The 18,341-nt window shown below is 69.5% G+C and carries 16 protein-coding genes; 6 read left to right on the forward strand and 10 right to left on the reverse strand.

Annotated elements, in window-relative coordinates; genetic code table 11:
* Positions 1–102: 102 nt before the first annotated feature.
* The 3 genes from AB5J50_RS45085 to AB5J50_RS45095 all read left to right on the forward strand — a co-directional run bounded on the left by AB5J50_RS45085 (position 103) and on the right by AB5J50_RS45095 (position 3,308).
* Positions 103–2,025, forward strand: coding sequence for an ABC transporter ATP-binding protein (locus AB5J50_RS45085; RefSeq protein WP_369265687.1), 1,923 nt, complete (start codon positions 103–105; stop codon positions 2,023–2,025).
* Between the two features lie 115 nt (positions 2,026–2,140).
* The gene (locus AB5J50_RS45090) at positions 2,141–2,344 is read left to right on the forward strand and encodes a hypothetical protein (protein ID WP_369264354.1); all 204 of its coding nucleotides are present in this window, start codon (positions 2,141–2,143) and stop codon (positions 2,342–2,344) included.
* A gap of 319 nt (positions 2,345–2,663) precedes the next feature.
* The gene (locus tag AB5J50_RS45095) at positions 2,664–3,308 is read left to right on the forward strand and encodes a GAP family protein (protein WP_369264355.1); all 645 of its coding nucleotides are present in this window, start codon (positions 2,664–2,666) and stop codon (positions 3,306–3,308) included.
* A gap of 270 nt (positions 3,309–3,578) precedes the next feature.
* On the opposite strand, the gene AB5J50_RS45100 is transcribed toward AB5J50_RS45095, so the two are convergent.
* The 3 genes from AB5J50_RS45100 to AB5J50_RS45110 all read right to left on the reverse strand — a co-directional run bounded on the left by AB5J50_RS45100 (position 3,579) and on the right by AB5J50_RS45110 (position 4,982).
* On the reverse strand, positions 3,579–3,920 hold the full coding sequence (locus tag AB5J50_RS45100; RefSeq protein WP_369264356.1) for a LysR substrate-binding domain-containing protein: 342 nt from the start codon (positions 3,918–3,920) through the stop codon (positions 3,579–3,581).
* A 45-nt stretch (positions 3,921–3,965) separates the two neighbouring features.
* The gene (locus AB5J50_RS45105; RefSeq protein WP_369264357.1) at positions 3,966–4,310 is read right to left on the reverse strand and encodes a LysR family transcriptional regulator; all 345 of its coding nucleotides are present in this window, start codon (positions 4,308–4,310) and stop codon (positions 3,966–3,968) included.
* Positions 4,311–4,403: 93 nt separating this feature from the next.
* On the reverse strand, positions 4,404–4,982 hold the full coding sequence (locus tag AB5J50_RS45110; protein WP_369264358.1) for a Dps family protein: 579 nt from the start codon (positions 4,980–4,982) through the stop codon (positions 4,404–4,406).
* A gap of 238 nt (positions 4,983–5,220) precedes the next feature.
* Between AB5J50_RS45110 and AB5J50_RS45115 the strand changes: the two genes are divergently transcribed.
* Positions 5,221–6,588: an NAD(P)/FAD-dependent oxidoreductase gene (locus AB5J50_RS45115; RefSeq protein WP_369264359.1), complete on the forward strand. Its 1,368-nt coding sequence runs from the start codon at positions 5,221–5,223 to the stop codon at positions 6,586–6,588.
* Between the two features lie 50 nt (positions 6,589–6,638).
* Positions 6,639–7,766, forward strand: coding sequence for a low temperature requirement protein A (locus AB5J50_RS45120; protein WP_369264360.1), 1,128 nt, complete (start codon positions 6,639–6,641; stop codon positions 7,764–7,766).
* 327 nt (positions 7,767–8,093) lie between these two features.
* On the opposite strand, the gene AB5J50_RS45125 is transcribed toward AB5J50_RS45120, so the two are convergent.
* Complete coding sequence (locus AB5J50_RS45125; RefSeq protein WP_369264361.1) at positions 8,094–9,065, reverse strand: alpha/beta hydrolase; 972 nt, start codon at positions 9,063–9,065, stop codon at positions 8,094–8,096.
* Between the two features lie 428 nt (positions 9,066–9,493).
* Here AB5J50_RS45125 and AB5J50_RS45130 point away from each other — a divergent pair, with 428 nt between their 5' ends.
* Complete coding sequence (locus tag AB5J50_RS45130; RefSeq protein WP_369264362.1) at positions 9,494–10,210, forward strand: DUF1275 family protein; 717 nt, start codon at positions 9,494–9,496, stop codon at positions 10,208–10,210.
* Here AB5J50_RS45130 and AB5J50_RS45135 read toward each other — a convergent pair.
* The 6 genes from AB5J50_RS45135 to AB5J50_RS45160 all read right to left on the reverse strand — a co-directional run bounded on the left by AB5J50_RS45135 (position 10,126) and on the right by AB5J50_RS45160 (position 18,334).
* On the reverse strand, positions 10,126–11,154 hold the full coding sequence (locus tag AB5J50_RS45135) for a helix-turn-helix domain-containing protein (RefSeq protein WP_369264363.1): 1,029 nt from the start codon (positions 11,152–11,154) through the stop codon (positions 10,126–10,128). The genes AB5J50_RS45130 and AB5J50_RS45135 overlap by 85 nt on opposite strands.
* Before the next feature lie 296 nt (positions 11,155–11,450).
* Positions 11,451–12,269, reverse strand: a complete 819-nt coding sequence (locus tag AB5J50_RS45140) for a carbohydrate ABC transporter permease (RefSeq protein ID WP_369264364.1) — start codon at positions 12,267–12,269, stop codon at positions 11,451–11,453.
* A gap of 11 nt (positions 12,270–12,280) precedes the next feature.
* Positions 12,281–13,174 carry a carbohydrate ABC transporter permease gene (locus tag AB5J50_RS45145; protein WP_369264365.1) on the reverse strand — a complete coding sequence of 298 codons (894 nt, stop codon included), beginning with the start codon at positions 13,172–13,174 and terminating at the stop codon, positions 12,281–12,283.
* A gap of 67 nt (positions 13,175–13,241) precedes the next feature.
* Complete coding sequence (locus AB5J50_RS45150) at positions 13,242–14,450, reverse strand: extracellular solute-binding protein (RefSeq protein WP_369264366.1); 1,209 nt, start codon at positions 14,448–14,450, stop codon at positions 13,242–13,244.
* A 285-nt stretch (positions 14,451–14,735) separates the two neighbouring features.
* The gene (locus tag AB5J50_RS45155) at positions 14,736–15,497 is read right to left on the reverse strand and encodes an alpha/beta fold hydrolase (protein WP_369264367.1); all 762 of its coding nucleotides are present in this window, start codon (positions 15,495–15,497) and stop codon (positions 14,736–14,738) included.
* 89 nt (positions 15,498–15,586) lie between these two features.
* A complete protein-coding gene (locus AB5J50_RS45160) occupies positions 15,587–18,334 on the reverse strand; it encodes a helix-turn-helix transcriptional regulator (RefSeq protein WP_369264368.1) in 2,748 nt (915 codons plus the stop codon).
* Positions 18,335–18,341 lie beyond the last annotated feature (7 nt).

Genomic DNA, 18,341 nt, shown 5'->3' on the forward strand with positions numbered 1-18,341 from the left:
GGGAGGGCCGGGCTTCGTGAGATTCCTCGCGTAGCGCGTCGACTTCTTTCTGTAGTCATTGACCTCAACAACGCTTGAGGTCATACGGTCTCTCTTATGAGCATGGAGACCACAGCCTGGACACAGCTGCACAGTGTCATGAACGCGCAGCAGGAACGCCGGCCCTTCGCCCGCGCGACGCTGCGCCGCATCGCCGCCTTCGCCCGCCCGCACCGCCGCCGCATCGGGCAGTTCGTGGTGCTCAGCGTGCTGACCGCGCTGCTCGCCGTCGCGACGCCGGTGCTCGCGGGGCGCGTCGTGGACGCCATCGTGTCCGGCGGCGACGAAAGCACCGTCATCCGCCTTGCCGTGCTCATCGCTGTCATCGCGCTCGCCGAGGCGGCGCTCGGGATCCTTGGCCGCTGGCTTTCGTCGACGCTCGGCGAGGGACTCATCCTCGATCTTCGGACGGCTGTGTTCGATCATGTGCAGCGCATGCCGGTCGCGTTCTTCACACGTACTCGTACGGGCGCGCTGGTCAGTCGACTCAACAACGACGTCATCGGTGCCCAACGCGCCTTCAGCAACACCCTGTCCGGAGTCGTCAGCAACCTCGTGACGCTGCTGCTCACCCTCGCCGTCATGCTCACGCTGTCCTGGCAGATCACCCTGCTCGCGCTGGTCCTGCTGCCGGTGTTCGTGATTCCCGCGCGCCGGATGGGCAGCCGGATGGCCAAGCTCCAGCGGGAGGCCGCCGACCTCAACGCCTCGATGGGCACCCGGATGACCGAGCGCTTCTCGGCACCCGGCGCCACCTTGGTGAAGCTCTTCGGGCGGCCCGAGCAGGAGTCCGTCGAGTTCGCGGCGCGGGCCCGGCGGGTGCGGGACATCGGGGTGCGTACGGCGATGGCGCAGTCCGCGTTCATCACCGCCCTGACGCTGGTGTCGGCCCTGGCCCTCGCCCTCGTGTACGGGCTCGGCGGCTGGTACGCGCTGCGCGGCACCCTGGAGCCGGGCGCCGTCGTCTCGCTGGCGCTGCTGCTGACCCGCCTGTACGCGCCGCTCACCTCGCTGGCCGGGGCCCGCGTCGAGGTCATGAGCGCCCTGGTCAGCTTCGAGCGCGTCTTCGAGGTGCTCGACCTGAAACCGCTCATCGAGGAGAAGCCGGACGCCCGCAAGGTGCCCGAAGGACCGGCGTCCGTGGAGTTCGACGGCGTCCGCTTCGCCTACCCCTCCGCCGACAAGGTCTCCCTCGCTTCGCTGGAGGAGGTCGCCGCCCTGGACACCCGCGGCGGCGCCGAGGTCCTGCACGGCGTCTCCTTCCGCGCCGAACCCGGCCAGACCGTCGCGCTCGTCGGCTCCTCCGGCGCCGGCAAGTCGACCATCGCGCAGCTGCTGCCGCGGCTGTACGACACCGACGAGGGCACCGTCCGCATCGGCGGCGTCGACGTCCGCGACCTGAGCGCCGAGTCGATGCGCGAGACCCTCGGCATGGTCACCCAGGACGGGCACCTCTTCCACGACTCGGTCCGGGCGAACCTGCTGCTGGCCCGCCCCTCCGCGACCGAGGAGGAACTGTGGGACGTACTGCGCCGGGCCCGTCTCGAAGACCTCGTACGCTCACTGCCCGACGGCCTTGGCACCGTGGTCGGCGAGCGCGGCTACCGGCTCTCCGGCGGCGAGCGCCAGCGCATGACCATCGCCCGGCTGCTCCTCGCCCGCCAGCGCGTCGTCATCCTCGACGAGGCCACCGCCCACCTCGACAACACCTCCGAGGCGGCCGTCCAGGAGGCGCTCACCGAGGCGCTGGACGGGCGGACCGCCGTGGTGATCGCCCACCGGCTGTCCACCGTGCGGGCCGCCGATGTGATCCTCGTCGTCGAGGCGGGCCAGATCGTGGAGCGGGGCACCCACGAGGAACTGCTGGCGGCCGACGGGCGGTACGCGGAGCTGTACCGGACGCAGTTCAACAAGCCGGGCACGGGGGAAGCGACGCACACCGCCGACGTGATCGATGTCGCGGCCGCGGAAGAGGCCGTCGCGTAGGCAGCGACCCGGCGCCCGCCGTACCCCGGCGGGCGCCGGCGCGTACGCCCGTTGTGACGTTCACCCTGGAGGACGACGGCCGCCGCCCAGGGCGAGTGCTACGGAGCCCAGGCCCTTGCTGGGCTGCCCCGAGCGGTTGAAGGCTCTCACCGCGCAGGAAGCGGGTCGGGAGTTGGCCGAGGAGAAGACGGTGGATCTGTCTCGGCGGTCGCTGCCTGACCTGATCCCGACGGCCACCCCACCGGCCGAATGGCGTACCCCGCCCTCTCTCGCCGCCCACACCCGCCACACCCCCTGCACCGGATACGCCCGCCGCTGATGAGCAGCCCCGCCCCTGTACCGTGGCGCTCCCGGCCCCGGGCACCGCCCGATTCCCACACGCTGGGCCGCCAGAGGGGTGTCGTGGCGGATATCGCGGTGTCCCCTCGTGGACGGGCCCCGCGACGCTGCTCGGTCGGCGAAACTCCCCCCAAACCCGGCGTGCGGCGTTCGGGGACGTGCGCGTGGCTTCCTTGACCGGTCGGGCCGCCGCTCGCAGAGTCGGGATGCGGTGCCGTGACAGCGCCGCCCACCCTGTTCGCCAGTTCGCCCGTCCAGAGGCGGCAGGCGGCCTTGACCTCCGGGAGTGACGGTCGCTGATGGTCCTCGACCTGGTAGTGATCGCTACTGCCATCACCCTGGGACCTCTGCACAACAGTGCTTTCATCCTGCTGCTCTCCTCGCGGCGTGGTGTCCGCAAGGGCATGGCGTTCCTGTTGTCGTGGCTCGCCAACCTGGTTGCGGTGATCGCGTGTGTGCTGCTGCTGACCGGCGGGGAGCCCCCGGCCCGCCACAGCACGCCGTCGACCGCGGCGGCGTGTGCGAAACTCGCCATCGGCTTGGGGCTGGTGCTGTTCGGCGCGTACCGGCGCCGCCGGCCGCCCCGCCCGCACGGCCCGCCGCGCTGGACCGCCCGGGTGGATGGCGCGTCCCTGGCCACGGCCGCCGGGCTGGCCTGGCTGCTGCAGCCTTGGGGGCTGGTCGGTGCCGGCGCCGCGACGGTCGTCGCCGCGGACCTCTCCTCTCTCGCCGACTGGCTCGCACTGACCGGCTACTGCCTGCTGGCCACGCTCGGCCTCATCGTCATGGAGATGTACACGGTCTGGGCACCGGCAGCCGCGGGTGCCAAGTTGAACGCCCTGCGGACCTGGCTTGAGCAGCACCAGGACCAGCTGATGGTCACGCTCTCCCTGCTCGTCGGCCTGTGGCTGACAGCGGGGGGCATCTACGAGCTGGTCGCCTGACGGCAGCTGCGGCCGCTTTGCCGCTGCCGGCCGGTCGCCGGAGGCGGAGGTTGGTGTTAAGGATGACCGCCGAGAGCGCGGCGGACCCGAAGAGGCTGATCAGCGGAGGCAGGCGGAACTCTGCGCCGCCCAACCCGATCATCTTGCCCAGAACGTTGATTGCCGCTGCCGCACCGAACCCCACGGACGCTCAGTGCGTCGAGCGGAGGGAAACGAGGTTCTGGTCGGTGGTCATGGCGGGGCATCCTCGCTGGTGGCTGTGCCTGCCTTCTACGGCGCGATCCCGTCTTCGGGGAAAGTCGCCGGGGCCCGCTCAGGATTTGTCCGGACCTCCGAGCACTGGCATCGACGCCCGCGCTCTCCGCCTGCTTCGGCGCCTCGCCGGACTTCGCCGTGCCGCGTCGTCCCGGCCGGCAGCCGCCCGGGCGACGCCAATAGCACCATGTCCTCGCGGGACAGCAGCCGGGTCGCCGGCCCGCGCTGCTGCCGGCGGTCGAGCGCCACCACGGCCAGGGCCACCGTGCCCTCGCGCAGTGCCTGCCGGATGTCGGCGACCGCCGCCTGTCGCGGCGGCACGACCACGCCCGGATGCTCCGCGCGCAGCGCGGCCAAGGCATGGTGGGGGCCCTGCCCTCACCCCTTGCATCGTGCCGGCCGTCACCCGCCCGTGTAGCTGCCCCTGTACGGCGTCGACGGCCTCACGCGCCAGTTCGGCGGCCCGGAGTGCCGCGCGTGCGGCGGGACGAACGCCTCTCCGGCCGGGGTGAGGGCGACGCGGTGCGTGGTGCGGTCGAACAAGGAGGTGCCCAGTTCCCGTTCGAGAGGGCGGACCGTGCTGGACACGGCGGACTGGACCACGTGAAGCCGTCTTGCTGCCGCTGTGAAGCCGCCCATGTCGGCCACCGCGACGATGGCCTCCATCTGCCGCAGATCCATCATCCGCTCCCGGTCGAGCAGCGTTCCGTCTTGTATGAAGGCGACGGTCTTCGATCTTCGCTGCATCGTATGGGGACGGCGGAGCATCGTGCGGATGCCGCCTCATGCCGCTCCAGGTACCTGCTCACGTACGGTGGGGCGGCGGTCCGAGGCCATTCTTCAGGCGCGGACCAGCGGGGTGTCGACCAGATGCTCGGCCAGGAACCACGCCTGCCGTTCGCCGGTCCGGATCACCTGGGACACCAGCAGGTCGATGGTGCCGTCGTCACCGCCCTCGGCGGTCCGGGCGGTGGCGTCGTGGGCGTCGATGAGGATGGTCTCGTGGGCCTCCAGCAGCCGTGACAGCATCGCCGGTACCTCCTCCACCCCGTCCGGGGGCCGCGGGATCGACGTGATCTCAGCGACGTGCCGGGGATCTCCCACCGCGACGCCGCCCAGGGACTGGATGCGTTCGGCGATGGTGTCGATGATGTCGAGCTGTTCCCCCGCGTGCTTGTCCAGGACCAGGTGCAGTTGGTAGAAGGTCGCGCCGCGCATCAGCCAGTGGTGCTTCTTGTAGAGGCCGTAAAGGATCTGCGTGTCCGCCAGGACCTTGTTCAGTCGCTGGCAGGAGTACATCCGGGCCTCGTAGGACAGGGCGACCGGGAACTGCTTGACGGTGCCGAACTCCTGGATCACCTCGCCCTTCTGGTGCAGCCAGGGCTGACTGCTGTGTGGGGATGGGGAGTTGGTGGTCATAGTCCGCCTCCTGCGATGCCGTGCTGTGCGTACCCCGATGACGCTAGGTGCCCGGTCGGAAGGCGTCTTGACCGGCAGCGCATGCGGTGGTGCCCGCCAGCGCACTGTGCACGGTGCTCATGCCCGGCGTTCGCTCTCGGGCAAGCCTTCGTGCGCTGGCGGACTCGGGCCGTTGTCCGGCCGCTCTAGCGTCAGCGGGAGAGTCCACGCCCGGAGAGCCGGCGGAACGAGGAGAGGCATGAGCGTGAACGAGCAGGCGGATGTGGTGGTCGTCGGGCTGGGGCCGGGCGGTGAGCATGTGGCGGGCACGCTGGCCGAAGCGGGACTGGACGTGGTGGGGATCGAGGCGGAACTCGTCGGAGGTGAGTGTCCGTACTGGGCATGCGTACCCAGCAAGATGATGATCCGGGCCGGGAACCTGCTCGCCGAGGCGGGCCGGATCCCCGCCCTCGCCGGTGAGGCGGTCGTGACTCCGGACTGGACCAGGGTCGCCGGACGGATCCGCGACGAGGCCACCGACGACTGGAACGACCAGGTGGCTGCGGACCGCTTCGCGGCGAAGGGCGGTCGGCTCGTCCGGGGAATGGGTCGGCTCGCCGGGCCGCGCCGTGTGACGGTCGGTGACCGCATGTTCGAGGCCCGGCGCGGTGTCGTGCTGGCCACCGGTACCCGGCCCCGGATCCCACCGGTGCCGGGTCTGGAAGGAACGCCGTACTGGACCAACCGGGACGCCATGGCGGCCAAGGAACTGCCCGCGTCCATGGTCGTGCTCGGCGGGGGTGCCATCGGCGTCGAACTCGCCCAGGTCTTTGCCCGCTTCAAGTGCACGGTCACAGTGATCGAGGGGCAGGACCGGCTGCTGTCACAGGAGGAGCCGGAAGCAGGGGAGTTGGCCGCGCAGGCGCTGCGCGCGGACGGTGTCACCGTTCTCACGGGTGCCCGGGCGCGGCAGGTCAGCCATGACGGCACCGCGTTCACCCTCCGCCTCGAAGGCGATGAGCAACTGCTGAGTGCTGAGCGGCTATTGGTCGCCACCGGACGTCAGGCGGACCTGACTCCGCTGGCGGTCGACACGGTGGGGCTCGACCAGACAGCGGGAACCGTGCCCACGGACGGGCAGATGCGGGCCGCGGAGGGTCTGTGGGCGGTCGGCGACATCACCGGCCGCGGAGCCTTCACCCATGTGTCGATGTACCAGGCGGAGATCGCCGTCCGGGACATCCTCGGCCGGCCCGGTCCCGACGCCGACTACCGGGCACTGCCCAGGGTCACCTTCACCGATCCGGAGGTCGGGGCGGTTGGGCTGACGGAACGTCAGGCACGCGAGCAGGGGCTGGCGGTGCGCACCAGCGTGGTGACCATCGCTTCCTCCACGCGCGGCTGGATCCACGGGCCGGGCAACGAGGGGTTCATCAAGCTCGTCGAGGACGCCGACCGGGGTGTGCTGATCGGCGCGACCTCGGCGGGGCCGGTGGGCGGCGAGGTGCTGTACGGGCTGAACGTGGCCGTCCATGCCGAGGTACCCGTCGACCGGCTTCAGCACATGATCTACACCTATCCCACCTTCCACCGGACGATCGAGGCGGCCCTTGGAGCCCTCCGCTGAACCGCGCCCCGATCATGCAGGCGGACCCGGGTGCCAGGCGGTGGCGCACCATGGTGGGCCGCAACCCCGGCGAGCCACACCGGTCCGCCACCTCGCTGGAGCTCTTCTTCGACCTGTGCTTCGTCGTCGCGGTGGCGCAGGCGTCCACGAGCCTGCGCGGGGCGCTGGAGGCAGGGGACTACACCGGCGGTGCGCTGCGCTTCGCGCTGATCTTCTTCACCATCTGGTGGGCGTGGATGAACTTCACCTGGTTCGCCTCCGCCTACGACCCCGACGACGTCCCGTACCGGCTGACGGTGCTGGTGCAGATCACGGGCTCGCTCGTCCTCGCCGCCGGCGTGCGCCGCGCGTTCGAGGACGGGGATCTGCACGTCATCACGCTCGGGTACGTTGTGCTGCGGACGGCGTTGGCCGCGCTGTGGCTGCGTGCAGCGCTGTCCGACCCCGCCCGGCGGAAGACCACGCTGCGCTTCGCCGCCGGGGTGACGGTATGTCAGCTCGGCTGGGTGGGCTTGTTCCTTGTCCCGGTGCCGGTGCGGCTGCCGGGCATCGTGGCAATGATCGTGGCCGAGCTGTCCGTTCCCGTGTGGGCGCAGTCCGCCGGGATGACGCCCTGGCATCCGCACCACATTGCCGAGCGCTACGAACTGTTCACCCTCATCGTCCTCGGTGAGTCCGTCGCGGCCGCCACCGTCGCCGTCCGCAGCGCCTTCGAACGGCATCAGGGCACCGGTTCGCTGTACGCGCTGGCGGCCGGAGGCATGCTCATGGCCTACGCCATGTGGTGGCTGTACTTCGCCCGTCCCGCACACACGCTGCTCGCCACGACGCACCAGGCCCACCGCAGGAGATTTCCCTGGGCCTACGGCCACTACCTGATCTTCGCCTCGGCGACCGCCGAGGGTGCCGGCCTGGCTGCGTACGCCGATCACATCACGCGTCACACCTGGGCCTCGCCGACTGCTGCCGGCGCCGCGGTCACTGTTCCAGCGGCGGTTTTTCTGATCACGGTCTGGATGGTGCACCTGCGGCCACACCAACGGCGCCTGGCCGAGCGGATTCCGATGCCCGTCGCGGCGGGCGGCATCCTGGTGGCCGCCCGGTCCCCGGCACCCGCGCTTCTCACCGGTGTGCTTCTGGCGGGCGTGGTCGCGCTGGTCACCGTGCCGAGCCGGTGACAAGGCCCGGGACGGGATCCCGCCCTGCGCCAAGACGAAAGGGCCGCGCGGACAGGCACCGTAAAGGGATTCCGTCCGCGCGGCCGTCATGCCGCCCGTCGCCACGTCAGGTCGTCGCGCGTTCCGCCTCGCGGATCAGATCGGCGACCTCAGCGGGTCGGGACACGGTCCCGGCCGGATGTCGGCGGCGAACACGGCCGGGAACGCCTCGGGCCTTGATGGTGACCTCGACCGCGGTCTCCGCTCCCTCGACGGCAGGGTGCGTCGCCTGCTTCAGGCTGCTGCTTGTTGTCGGCCGGCTGTCGCAGGTGAGGGCGGCGCGCGGTGTCAGCCGGCGTGGAGCGCGGTGCGCAGGGTGTCGGTGGCCAGCCTGATGGCGGCCTCGGCGGCGTGGGTCTCGCGCAGGGCGTTGAGCATCACGAAGTCGTGAATGATGCCCTGGAAGCGCACGGCGGTGACTGGGACGCCGGCCTCGCGCAGCTTGTTGGCGTACGCCTCGCCCTCGTCGCGCAGGACGTCGGCCTCGCCGGTGATGACCAGGGCCGGCGGCAGGCCGGTGAGCTGCTCGGTGGTGGCGCGCAGCGGAGACGCGGTGATCTGGGCGCGATCGGCCTCGTCGGTGGTGTACTGGTCCCAGAACCACTGCATGCCGTCGCGGCGCAGGAAGTAGCCGGTGGCGAACTGGTGGTAGGACCCGGTGTCGAAGTTCGCGTCGGTGACCGGGTAGAACAGCACCTGCTGGACCAGGGGGACGTCGCCGCGCTCCTTGGCCATCAGCGTCAGCGCGGCGGACATGTTGCCGCCGACCGAGTCGCCGGCGACGGCCAGCCGGGAGGCGTCCAGGTCCTTGGACGCGCCCTGCTCGACGACCCAGCGGGCGACCGCGTAGTTCTGCTCGATGGCGACCGGGTAGCGGACCTCGGGGGAGAGGTCGTATTCGGGGAACACCACGGCAGCGTCCGAGCCGACGGCGAGCTCGCGCACCAGGCGGTCGTGCGTGTGGGCGTTGCCGAACACCCAGCCGGCGCCGTGGATGTAGAGGATCACCGGCAGCGTTCCCGTGGCACCGGCGGGCTTGACGATGCGCGCCCGGACACTGCCCGTCGGACCGCCCGAGACGGTGATCCACTCCTCGTCGATCTGCGGCTTGTCGATCTCGCCGGACTGCACCTCGTCGACCGCTTTGCGGCCCTCGGCGGGCTGCAGGTCGAAGAGGTACGGCGGGTTGGCGGTGGCCTCGGCGAACGCGGCGGCGGCCGGCTCCAGGACCGGCTGGACCGGTACGACGGCGTCGGACATGTGAATCTCCCGGGTTCATGTGGTGCGCCGGTCTCTCCGGCGAGGTGAGGCGGCTCCGAGGCAGGCACAGAGATCTGCGGAGTCGTCGATCGCCACGCTAAGTCGCGGAGGCGGCGAAAATTGTCCACGAGCGCACCGGAGTTGACCCCACAGTGCACGGAGAGGCAGTGCACTGCCGGAACGCATCCAGTGCACTGCCGGGATACACCGACGCTCCGGCGCGAAATAGCCTGTCGGCGAAGCAGTCGCGGGTCGCCGGGGTCCGGGCCAGTGCATCGCACGGAAAGCCCACCCGGAATGCGGATCGGTTCAGCTTGGGCGCAGTAATTGCGCGTGCCTCGATTCATTTCCGCCCGTCGCTGTCGACGCACGTGGAAGTCGAGGCAGATGCAATCGACGCCGTTCATCCCGCAGGAGGTTGTCGCAAGGTGTCCATGATGCCGGTCGGTGGGCTGGTTCCCCGCGTCACCGACAACGCCGCGGAGCTGGTGGTCCGCAACGCGAAGATCCACACCGGAGACCCGGTCCGCCCACAGGCCGAGGCGATCGCCATCCGCGACGGTGTCATCACGGTTGTCGGCGACGACAACGGCGTCGCCTCCCATGTCGGCCCGGACACGAAGGTGGTCGACGCTCTCGGCCGGCTCGGCATGGGCCTGCAGAACGCGGTCGCCCGGCGCCTCGGCGTCCCCGACCTCACCACGACCGTACTGACCCTGACCCTGACGGGGCTGGCCGCGGACTCCACCCCGGCCGGCGGTGCGGCGCCGCGGCCCGGCCGCCGGATCCTTTCCGTGCCGGCGATGTTCCTCGGCGCCTTCGTCGGAGCCCAGCTGGTTCTGCACGGCCATCTCGTACTCAGCCTGAGCCTGGCCCTGCTGCTTCTCGCCGTCACCTGCGTGACCGCCCACCGCCTCTCGGCCGCCGACCCGCCTGGACCCGGTAACCCTCCTGAGACAGGGACCGCTCGCCCACGGGTCGCACCGGATAATGCTGCGCAGGTTGCCCGTTGTTGGGGAATGCGCGGAATGTGGCACGAGAATGCACCCGCGCACCAGTTTCAGGCATCGATGAGCCCCGTGGGCGACGGGGTGTACGGCGTCAAGCCTTGGGAGTCGCGCCATTCACGGGGGGACACCCCATAGGCGGCCCGGAACACCCGGCTGAAATGGGCGGCACTGGTGAAGCCCCATCGGTGCGCCACCGCGGCGATCGTGGAGCCGTTTGCGCGGCGCGCCAGATCACGCCCGCACTCCTCCAGGCGACGCCGCTGGATCCACCTGCCGACAGTGGCGTCTTCGCTCTCGAACAGCTTGTGCAGGTAGCGCAGGGATATGTGGTGGGCTCGGGCGATGGTCTGCGGGGTCAGACCGGGATCCGAGAGGTGACGATCGATGAACTCCTGGATCCGCAACAGCAGTGCCCGGTTCCCGCCGGGCGTGTCCATGCTCGTCCGGCCGAGCAACTCGTCGGCCAGCACGCCGAGCAGGTCCACGACGTTACGGGCCATCAGCTCGCGGGTGCGTGGCGGGTAGGTTCCCGCGCCGTCCACGAGTCCGGCCAGGAAGGGCGAGAGCAGACCGCCGAGGGGCGTGTCCGGGCCGAGCGGGGATGCCGTGATGTGAGCCACCTCGGACTCGCTCAGGCCCAGAACGCCTCTCGGCACGCGGAGGGACTTCGTCCGAAACGACCGGGAAAGGTTCAACCGCACGGGGCGCGCCATGTCGTACATGAAGATGTCCCCCGGCCCAAGGTGCGCTTCGCGGCCGTCCTGCTCGAGCCGGGCGACTCCTTTCTCCAGCAGTTTGACGACCACGTACTCGTCTTCGTTGCTCTGCGCGACAAGTCGGCGCGTTCGTAGGGCGGAAAGGCAGTCGCCGTCCACGGTGACGGCGTCGAGCCCACCGAGCGGTGCCGTACGGATCGTGCCGGAATACACCTCGTCGGGAACGGTCATGTCCACGGCGCCGAACGTCTGGCTCAGGGCTTCGCGCCAGTATGCCCGTCTGCGGTGGACGGGCAGCGAGTCGGTGGTATGGAGGCTGCCGGGGATGCTCACGTCGTCTTCGACAAGTGCGGCAGGCGTCATCGGATCCGTCCCCCCTCTTCGCGGCAGGGCTTCACGTGAGTACGCCCGACTTTGGCGGGTTGGTGCCGAATCCGTGGTATGGAGGGTGCCCGAGAGCTGCCCGGGTTCTGGTCTCGATGAATCCGGAGCCATGATCTTCGCCCTTCAACCGGTGTGCTTTCTGGAACACCGTGCCAGCGGGCCTGGGGCAGCACATCGCGTGAATCCGCTAGATCAGGGGTGCAGGACCGAGACAGGCGGCACGGCGATGACCATCCGCGGTTCGTCTGCGTACCGGACGGAGACGGAACCGGCCCTCACTCCTTGATGGCTCCGCTGGTGGCGCCGGCGGCGACATGGCGCTGAGCGACGACGAGCAGTACGGCGGCGGGGATGGACGCCATGACTGCGGTGGCCATGACGGCGTTCCACTGGTTCGTGTGAGCGCCGATGTATTGGTAGATGCCCAGGGTGATCGGCCGTACGGTCTCCGTGGTGGTCAGCGTGAGGGCGAAGAGGAAGTCGCTCCAGGTGAAGAGGAAGGTGAAGAGGGCGGCAGTGATCAATGCGTTCCTGCTCGCCGGGAGCACCACGGACCGGAAGACGCGAAGCCTCCCGGCGCCGTCCACTCGCGCGGCCTCGATGATCTCCCGGGGAATGCTCTGCATGAATGAGCGCATGACGATGATCGCGAAGGGGACCCCGGCGGTGGAGTCGGCGAGGATCAGTCCGAGGTAGGAGTTCAGGAGTCCCAGGTCGTTGTAGGCGCTGTAGAGCGCGTTGGCCACGACGATGGTCGGCACCATCTGTGTGATCAGGATGCCGAAGAGCACCAGGTTGGTTCCTCGGAGGGGGAACTGGGCCAGAGCGTAGGCCGCCGGGGCGGCGAGCCCGAGGCTGAGCGTCACGCTGCCGAGGGCTATGACGAGGCTGGTGATCAGGTTGCGTCCCTGATCGCGCAGTGCGGTGGCGTAACCACTGAAGTCCGGATGGAAGGGGAACCAGCCTCCCTGCAGCGTATTGCCCGCCGGCTGGAGGGAGGCGTTCACCATCCAGTAGACGGGAAACAACATCAGCGCGAGCAGGACGATCCCGACGATGGTGGACGGCCGGCCACGGCCCGGTGCGCGCTTCACGGGATCGCCTCTCAGACGTTCCGGGCGCGACGGTTGGCGCGCAGGTAGATGAGGGCGAAGGCGAGCGAGATGAGGATGAGTACGTTGCTCATTGCGGCACCGCGTCCGAACTCGAACTGCTGGAAGGACAGTTCGTAGGACTGGGTGGCGATGGTCTCGGTGGCGTTGGCCGGTCCTCCGCCCGTCACCACGAGGATGATGTCCAGCACCTTGACCGTGTAGACCACGCCCAGCACCAGCACGACGCTCACCACGGGCCGCAGCAGTGGCCAGGTGACATGGCGGAACGACGTCACCGGGCCGGCGCCGTCCAGCCTTGCCGCCTCGTACAGATGTGGGGGGATGTCCTGCAGGGCGCCGTACAGGATCGTGGTGTTGAAGGGGATTCCGACCCAGATGTTGACGAGGATCACCGACACGAGCGCCTGTGAGGTGCCGGTGAGCCAGGGCATGCCGGACGAGGAGAGGTGGAGGTGGCGCAGCGCGTCGTTGACGACGCCCGTGTCGGGGTCGAGCATCCACTTCCACGTCGTACCGGAGACGACCAGCGGCAACAGCCACGGCAGCAACAGCAGCGATCGCAGAACGCCGCCGAGCGGGAAGCGGCGCTGGAAGAACAGGGCGAAGGCCAGGCCGAGCACGAACTGCCCCAGTATCGAACCGGCGGTGAACAGGGCCGTGGTCAACAAGGCCTGGGAGAACAGGTCCGACGACAGGATCTCTGCGTAGTTCTGCAGTCCTACGAACGGCGCGGCACCGGTGTAGAACGTCGTGGTCGTGTACTGCTGAAAGCTCATCACGATGTTCTTGACGATCGGGTAGCCGAAGAACAGCAGCAGGTATACAGCGGCGGGCAGGACGAACATCCACTGGGTCAGCTGCTCCCAGATGCGTGCCCGGGCCATGGCCCGGTCCCTCGCGGCGACGGTGCCATCGTCTTGTGCGGTGCCCATCCGGAGGTTCGGGGACAGATCAGTCACCGGTCGCGATCTGCTGCGCATGCCTGAGGGCTTCCTCCGGTGTCTGCTCGCCCGTCAGCGCGGACTGGATCGCGGTGTATATGCCGGTCGCTGCCTTGGGCCACTTGACGCCGAGTTCGCTGGTACGGGCCCGGGCCGCTTCAGCGCTCTTGACGAAGGCCGCCATCGAAGGGACCTGCTCGGCATACTGGGCGGCCACCGCGGAGCGGGAGGGCACGGTGAAGTGCTGCTTGGCCAGGGCGAGCATGTTCGAGGAGTCGTTCAGACAGGCGAGGACCTGGGCGGCCTTCTCCTGCCGGGCCTTGGAAGCGTTTTGCGGGACCGTCCACACCTCGCCGCCGAGTGGTGTGACAGGGGTCTGCCCCGTCCGGGGGACGGGGATGGGGGCCACTCCCCAGTGCAGGTTCTTGTCCTTCTCAAGGGCCGGGATTCGCCAGGGGCCGTTGACCATCATGGCTGTCTTGCCGGCGACGAACTGATCGTGGACGTCGGCCTGCGTCCAGTTCAGCACCGACTTCGACATGGACCCGCTCTTCACGAGGTCGACCCACAACTGGAGTGCCTGCGCGGCCTGCGGGGTGTCCAACTGCTTCTCGTCCCCGCCGTTGGACCACAGGAAGGGCAGGAACTGCCAGCTGCCCTCAAAAGTGGGGTTTGCGTCGACCGCCATGCCGTAGCGCCCCGGGCGGGTCAGCTTGGTCGCCGCCGCCTTCAGCTCGTCCCAGGTCCTCGGCACGGCGACACCGGCCTTGGAGAGCATGTCCTTGTTGTAGATGAGAGCGACCGTGCTGACGTCGGGCGCCAGTCCGTACACCTTTCCCTTGTAGGTGCCCGCCGAGAGGATGCCCTTGGCGAATCCGCTGGAGTCGATGCCGTACTGGTCCAGCGGGGTCAGCGCGCCCGTCTGCGCGATCTGCTGCATGTCGGGGTTGTCCAGCATCAACAGGTCGGGAAGGGTCCGCGACGAGGCCTGCTGAAGGACCTTGGGGATGAGTGACGCCCCCGGAACGCTCGTCTGCTCGACCGTTACGCCGGCGGACTTGCCGCAGGCGGTGAGCATCTCGCCCCATTGGGTGTGTTCAGGCTCGTCGGTGTAATAGTCGAGGGCGGTGATCGAGGTGACCTTGTCCGTGGCGGACCCGGCACCGGTTCCGCCACCGCACCCGGTGGCAGCCAGTACCAGGGCGAAGGTTCTGGTCAAGAGGGCGGCGATCCGCCGCGTCGGCTGTCTGGCCGGTGAGATCATGCTGGTGCCTTTACCGAGTGACGTCTTTGGCCGGGGCCGGTGTCGGGAGAGTGGGCGGACTCCGGGGGTGCCGTCAAGACGGTCCACACCGGCATCTTCCGTTCCAACACATGTTATTTCGAACGCATGTTATAGGGTCCTGGGTGGCCGATGGCGTGCAGCCTTCGGAAGATCAGCTTCCTCAGGACGCGGCGGTCGGCCCCGTGTACACGAAGACGTGTGACCACCTCCTTCACCTGCTCAGAAGGCTTGCCGAAGCCCGTCGCCGCGACCATTGCCCTGTTCGGCGGCTTCCCGGATCATCGCCACGACGGCGGCGGGCTGCGACAGCGCCACGGCGTGCGAACCGTCCAGCACGTATTCGGTGGCCGCCATGCGTTGTGCCATGAAGCGCTGAGCGGTGGGGTTGAGTGCCCGGTCCGCGGTCGCGATGGCGTACCAGGACGGCTTGGAGGCCCAAGCCGGCGGGCCCGATCTACTGGTCAGCGCGCTGCAGGCGATCGGCCGTTGCGCCACGGACAGCACATCGTTGACGCTGGGCGACAGGTCGGCGGCGTACACCTGCGGGAACCGTTCCTTACGAATGTAGAGCTCGCTTTCCGGGCTGCCGGGAATCTGGGCGGGGAGGGCGGCGGTGAAGGTGGCGTCGGCCACCGGCACGGGGGCGAAGCGGTTCGTGATGTCCAGGACGCACTCGCCCGCGTCGAGGCCGAACGCCGCGACGTAGCACAAGGCCACGACGTTGTCGGCGTCGGAAGCGGCCTGTGTGATGACCGCGCCACCGTAGCCGTGGCCGACCAGCACGACGGGGGCGTCGATGTCGCGCACCACGCTCCTGATGCCGGCGGCGTCCTGCGCCAGGCCGCGCAGCGGGTTCGCCGGAGCGCGAACGGTCAGTCCGGCGGCGTGAAGGAGGCTGATGACCCTCGCCCACGATGAGGCATCGGTGAACGCACCATGTACAAGCACGATGGTCGGCGGTACGGGGGTGGGCCTGTGCATGCCGGTGACCTCCGACGGGGTGTGGGGGTGCCCCAGCCAAGCGCATTCAGGTGTGGCAGGGCATCGCGCGAACGTACCAACTGGTCCGCTCAGCTGTCGGGCAAGGTCATGACCAGGTTCGCGAGCTGAACCCGGGAGTTGACCGACAGTTTGCGGAAGACGGAGGTCAGGTGAGTGTTGACCGTGTGCGGGGAGACGACGAGCAGATCGGCGGCCGACCGGTTGGTGTGGCCGTCGGCGACAAGGCGCGCGATCTTCTTCTCCGAGGCCGTGAGGGCCTCCCATCCCTGCACGGGGCGCTGCGTGGTCGCTGCCCTGCCGCCGCCGGCCCCGGCACCGTCCAGATCGCGCTGTACGCGTGACACTGCGGCGTGGGCGCCTGACTCGGCGAACATGCCACGGGCGTGAGTCAGCGCGGCCACGGCCTGAGGGTTCCGGCCTGCTGCCAGGAGTGCTTGTCCGAGATCGGCGGAGGCGGCGGCCCGGACCAGCGGGCGAGGGCTTGCCTTGAGCAGCCTTACGGAGCGTTCGAGCATGGCGAGATCGTTTTTCACGAGCCCGAGGGCTTGCGCCGCGATGCCCGCGGCGGTGGGCACGGCAGGGTTGCGTGCGGCGTGGGCTTGGGCCTGTGCGGCCAGATCCTCGGCGAGCTCGTGCTCCGCGCCTCGCAGGGCCATACGTATCGCGGAATCGACCCAGTCGCGCAGCAGCCGCCAGCGCATGAAGAATCCTTCCTGCTGCACCTGTCGAATCTTGTCGACGGCAAGCCTGGTGTGCCCGTCGGCCTCGGCGTGGACCGCTTCCAGGAAGCGCACCGCCGCCGTGTTGCCCGGGTTCGGTTTCACCGCCAGTCGTTCTTGCGCCGCGGCCAGGTGCTGCCGCGCCGCTTCCCGATCGCCGCGCAGCAGGGCGATCCGGGAGCGGATCACGCGCGCGTTCACCTGCTGCACGGGTACCTGTACGTCGTCTTCCAGGCGCTCCATTGTCACGAAGTCGACTTCGGCGTCGTCGAGTCGGCCGAGCCCCAGATCGTGCTGGCCCTGCGCCCACAGCATCATTGCCTGACGCATCGCCCCGGCATTGTCCGCTGCTTGCAGGAGCAGTCGTTCGCTGGACGCGAAGTCGTCCACGTGCAGGTGCGCGACGATCTCTTCGGGAAGGAAGGCGGATTCGACGGCGCTGAGCGCTGCAAAGCGCTCCAGCGCGACGGCGTTCTCCCCCGCGTTCTGCGCGATCTCACCGAGCCCGGACAGGGCCAGGACGTGCGCCTCCCGGTCACCGGTCGCGGTGGCGGCACGCAGCGCGGTCTCGCCGGCCTCACGCGCCGCGACGAGATCATGGTCCCGGGACAAGGCCAGTGCGCGCAGGGCAGCCAGTCTCGCCCCGATCTCCGGGGCGGCGCCCCCCAAGGCGAGGGCGGTTTCGGCCCGGCGGCGCAATTCGCCGGCGAGATCCATGTTCCACAGCGTCCCGCCGAGGGCAGCCTGCAGCCGACTGAATGCCTCCAGCGGTGGCCGGCCGGCCAGCAGCCGGTCGCCGGCCGACAGCGCCTCTCGGTTCCTGCCGGCCCGTGTCATGCAGAGGATCATCTGCTCACCCACTGCGAACCTCAACCGCCGTGCTGGTGGCACCAGTTCCAGCGCGCGCGTCATCAAGTCGGCCGCGAGGCCCGGCGTGACCGGCAGTACGTCGTCGGCGGCTCGCCGCAGCAGCGCCACGGCCTCCTCGTCTCCGGGCAGGGCTCCCCTGAGGATGTGCGGCACCGCGTCGATCGGCTGGTGGCCCGCGGAGACAAGGTGATGGGCAGCCTCTCGGTGCAGCGCCTTCCGGGCTGACGGCGGGATGTCGGCGTAGACCGCCTGGCGCAGCAGATCATGCCGGAAGGCCAGATGATCGCCGTCGTCATCCAGGAGTCCGGCGCGCACGGCTTCCTCAAGTGCCGTGATCAACGTGGCGGTTGTTCGGCCGCAGAGCGCGGCAGCATCGTGGAAGCCGAACCTGCGTCCCAGCACCGCTCCCATCTGCAGGAAGCGCAGTGTGCCGGGCTGCAGGGACCTGAGTCTGCCGCGCACACCCACTACGAGCCCTGGGGGCACCAGCTCGTCCGAGGCCCCGGCGGTCCGCAGTCCCGCGAGCATCTCGACCGCCAGAAACGGGTTCCCGCCGGCCCCGTCGAGCAAGTCCCGTACCTGCTCGTCAACCGCTGTGCCCAGTGTGTCGCCGGCCAGTTGGCCGATGGCCGCGCCGGACAGTGGCCCCAATGGCACAGTGACCGTCGGGAGGCTGCCGGTCGCGGCTGCGACGACCTCATCCGCTGGGCCGGCGGGCTCCCGCCGCCCGGTCAGCATCCACAGAACGGGCGAGGTCTGCAGGCGTGTCGGAAGCTGCTTGAGGGCAAACCGGCTCAGCGGATCGGCCCACTGCACGTCGTCCAGGGCGATCAGCACAGGCGCGCTGCCTGCTCTGGCTTCGATCGCCTCCGCCAGGCGCTCCACCAGCCAGATCCGCTGATCGTGACTGCGCGCGAGATCGGCAAAGGCATCGCCGGACAGCAGCGGCTGATCGCCGTGCAGGACGCAGGCCGCCAACGACGAGAGCGGCACGATGTGATGCAGCTCATCGGCCCTGCCGAGGCCGACGGAGAATCCCGCCGCCCTGGCTCTGGCGACGGCCTCGGCGAGCAGCGTGGTCTTGCCGATGCCCGGTTCCCCCTGGATCAGCGCCAACCCGCCGCTTCCGGTGTGGGCCACCGAGGCGATCAGTGCCTGAAGCTCTTCGAGCTCGGCCTCCCGGCCGCGCAGACCGCTACGGGACAGCGATCCGACTACCCCCGCCACCAACGCC

The sequence above is a fragment of the Streptomyces sp. R35 genome (genome assembly GCF_041053035.1).
Taxonomy (GTDB): Bacteria; Actinomycetota; Actinomycetes; order Streptomycetales; family Streptomycetaceae; genus Streptomyces; species Streptomyces lutosisoli.

Excerpts from the sequence above, each read along its gene's own strand:
- AB5J50_RS45125 (WP_369264361.1), bottom strand. The coding sequence starts at position 9,065 with ATGTCCGACGCCGTCGTACCGGTCCAGCCGGTCCTGGAGCCGGCCGCC.
- AB5J50_RS45155 (WP_369264367.1), bottom strand. The coding sequence starts at position 15,497 with ATGCACAGGCCCACCCCCGTACCGCCGACCATCGTGCTTGTACATGGT.
- AB5J50_RS45115 (WP_369264359.1), top strand. The coding sequence starts at position 5,221 with ATGAGCGTGAACGAGCAGGCGGATGTGGTGGTCGTCGGGCTGGGGCCG.
- AB5J50_RS45145 (WP_369264365.1), bottom strand. The coding sequence starts at position 13,174 with ATGGCCCGGGCACGCATCTGGGAGCAGCTGACCCAGTGGATGTTCGTC.
- AB5J50_RS45135 (WP_369264363.1), bottom strand. The coding sequence starts at position 11,154 with ATGACGCCTGCCGCACTTGTCGAAGACGACGTGAGCATCCCCGGCAGC.
- AB5J50_RS45120 (WP_369264360.1), top strand. The coding sequence starts at position 6,639 with ATGGTGGGCCGCAACCCCGGCGAGCCACACCGGTCCGCCACCTCGCTG.
- AB5J50_RS45110 (WP_369264358.1), bottom strand. The coding sequence starts at position 4,982 with ATGACCACCAACTCCCCATCCCCACACAGCAGTCAGCCCTGGCTGCAC.
- AB5J50_RS45095 (WP_369264355.1), top strand. The coding sequence starts at position 2,664 with ATGGTCCTCGACCTGGTAGTGATCGCTACTGCCATCACCCTGGGACCT.
- AB5J50_RS45085 (WP_369265687.1), top strand. The coding sequence starts at position 103 with ATGGAGACCACAGCCTGGACACAGCTGCACAGTGTCATGAACGCGCAG.
- AB5J50_RS45105 (WP_369264357.1), bottom strand. The coding sequence starts at position 4,310 with ATGCAGCGAAGATCGAAGACCGTCGCCTTCATACAAGACGGAACGCTG.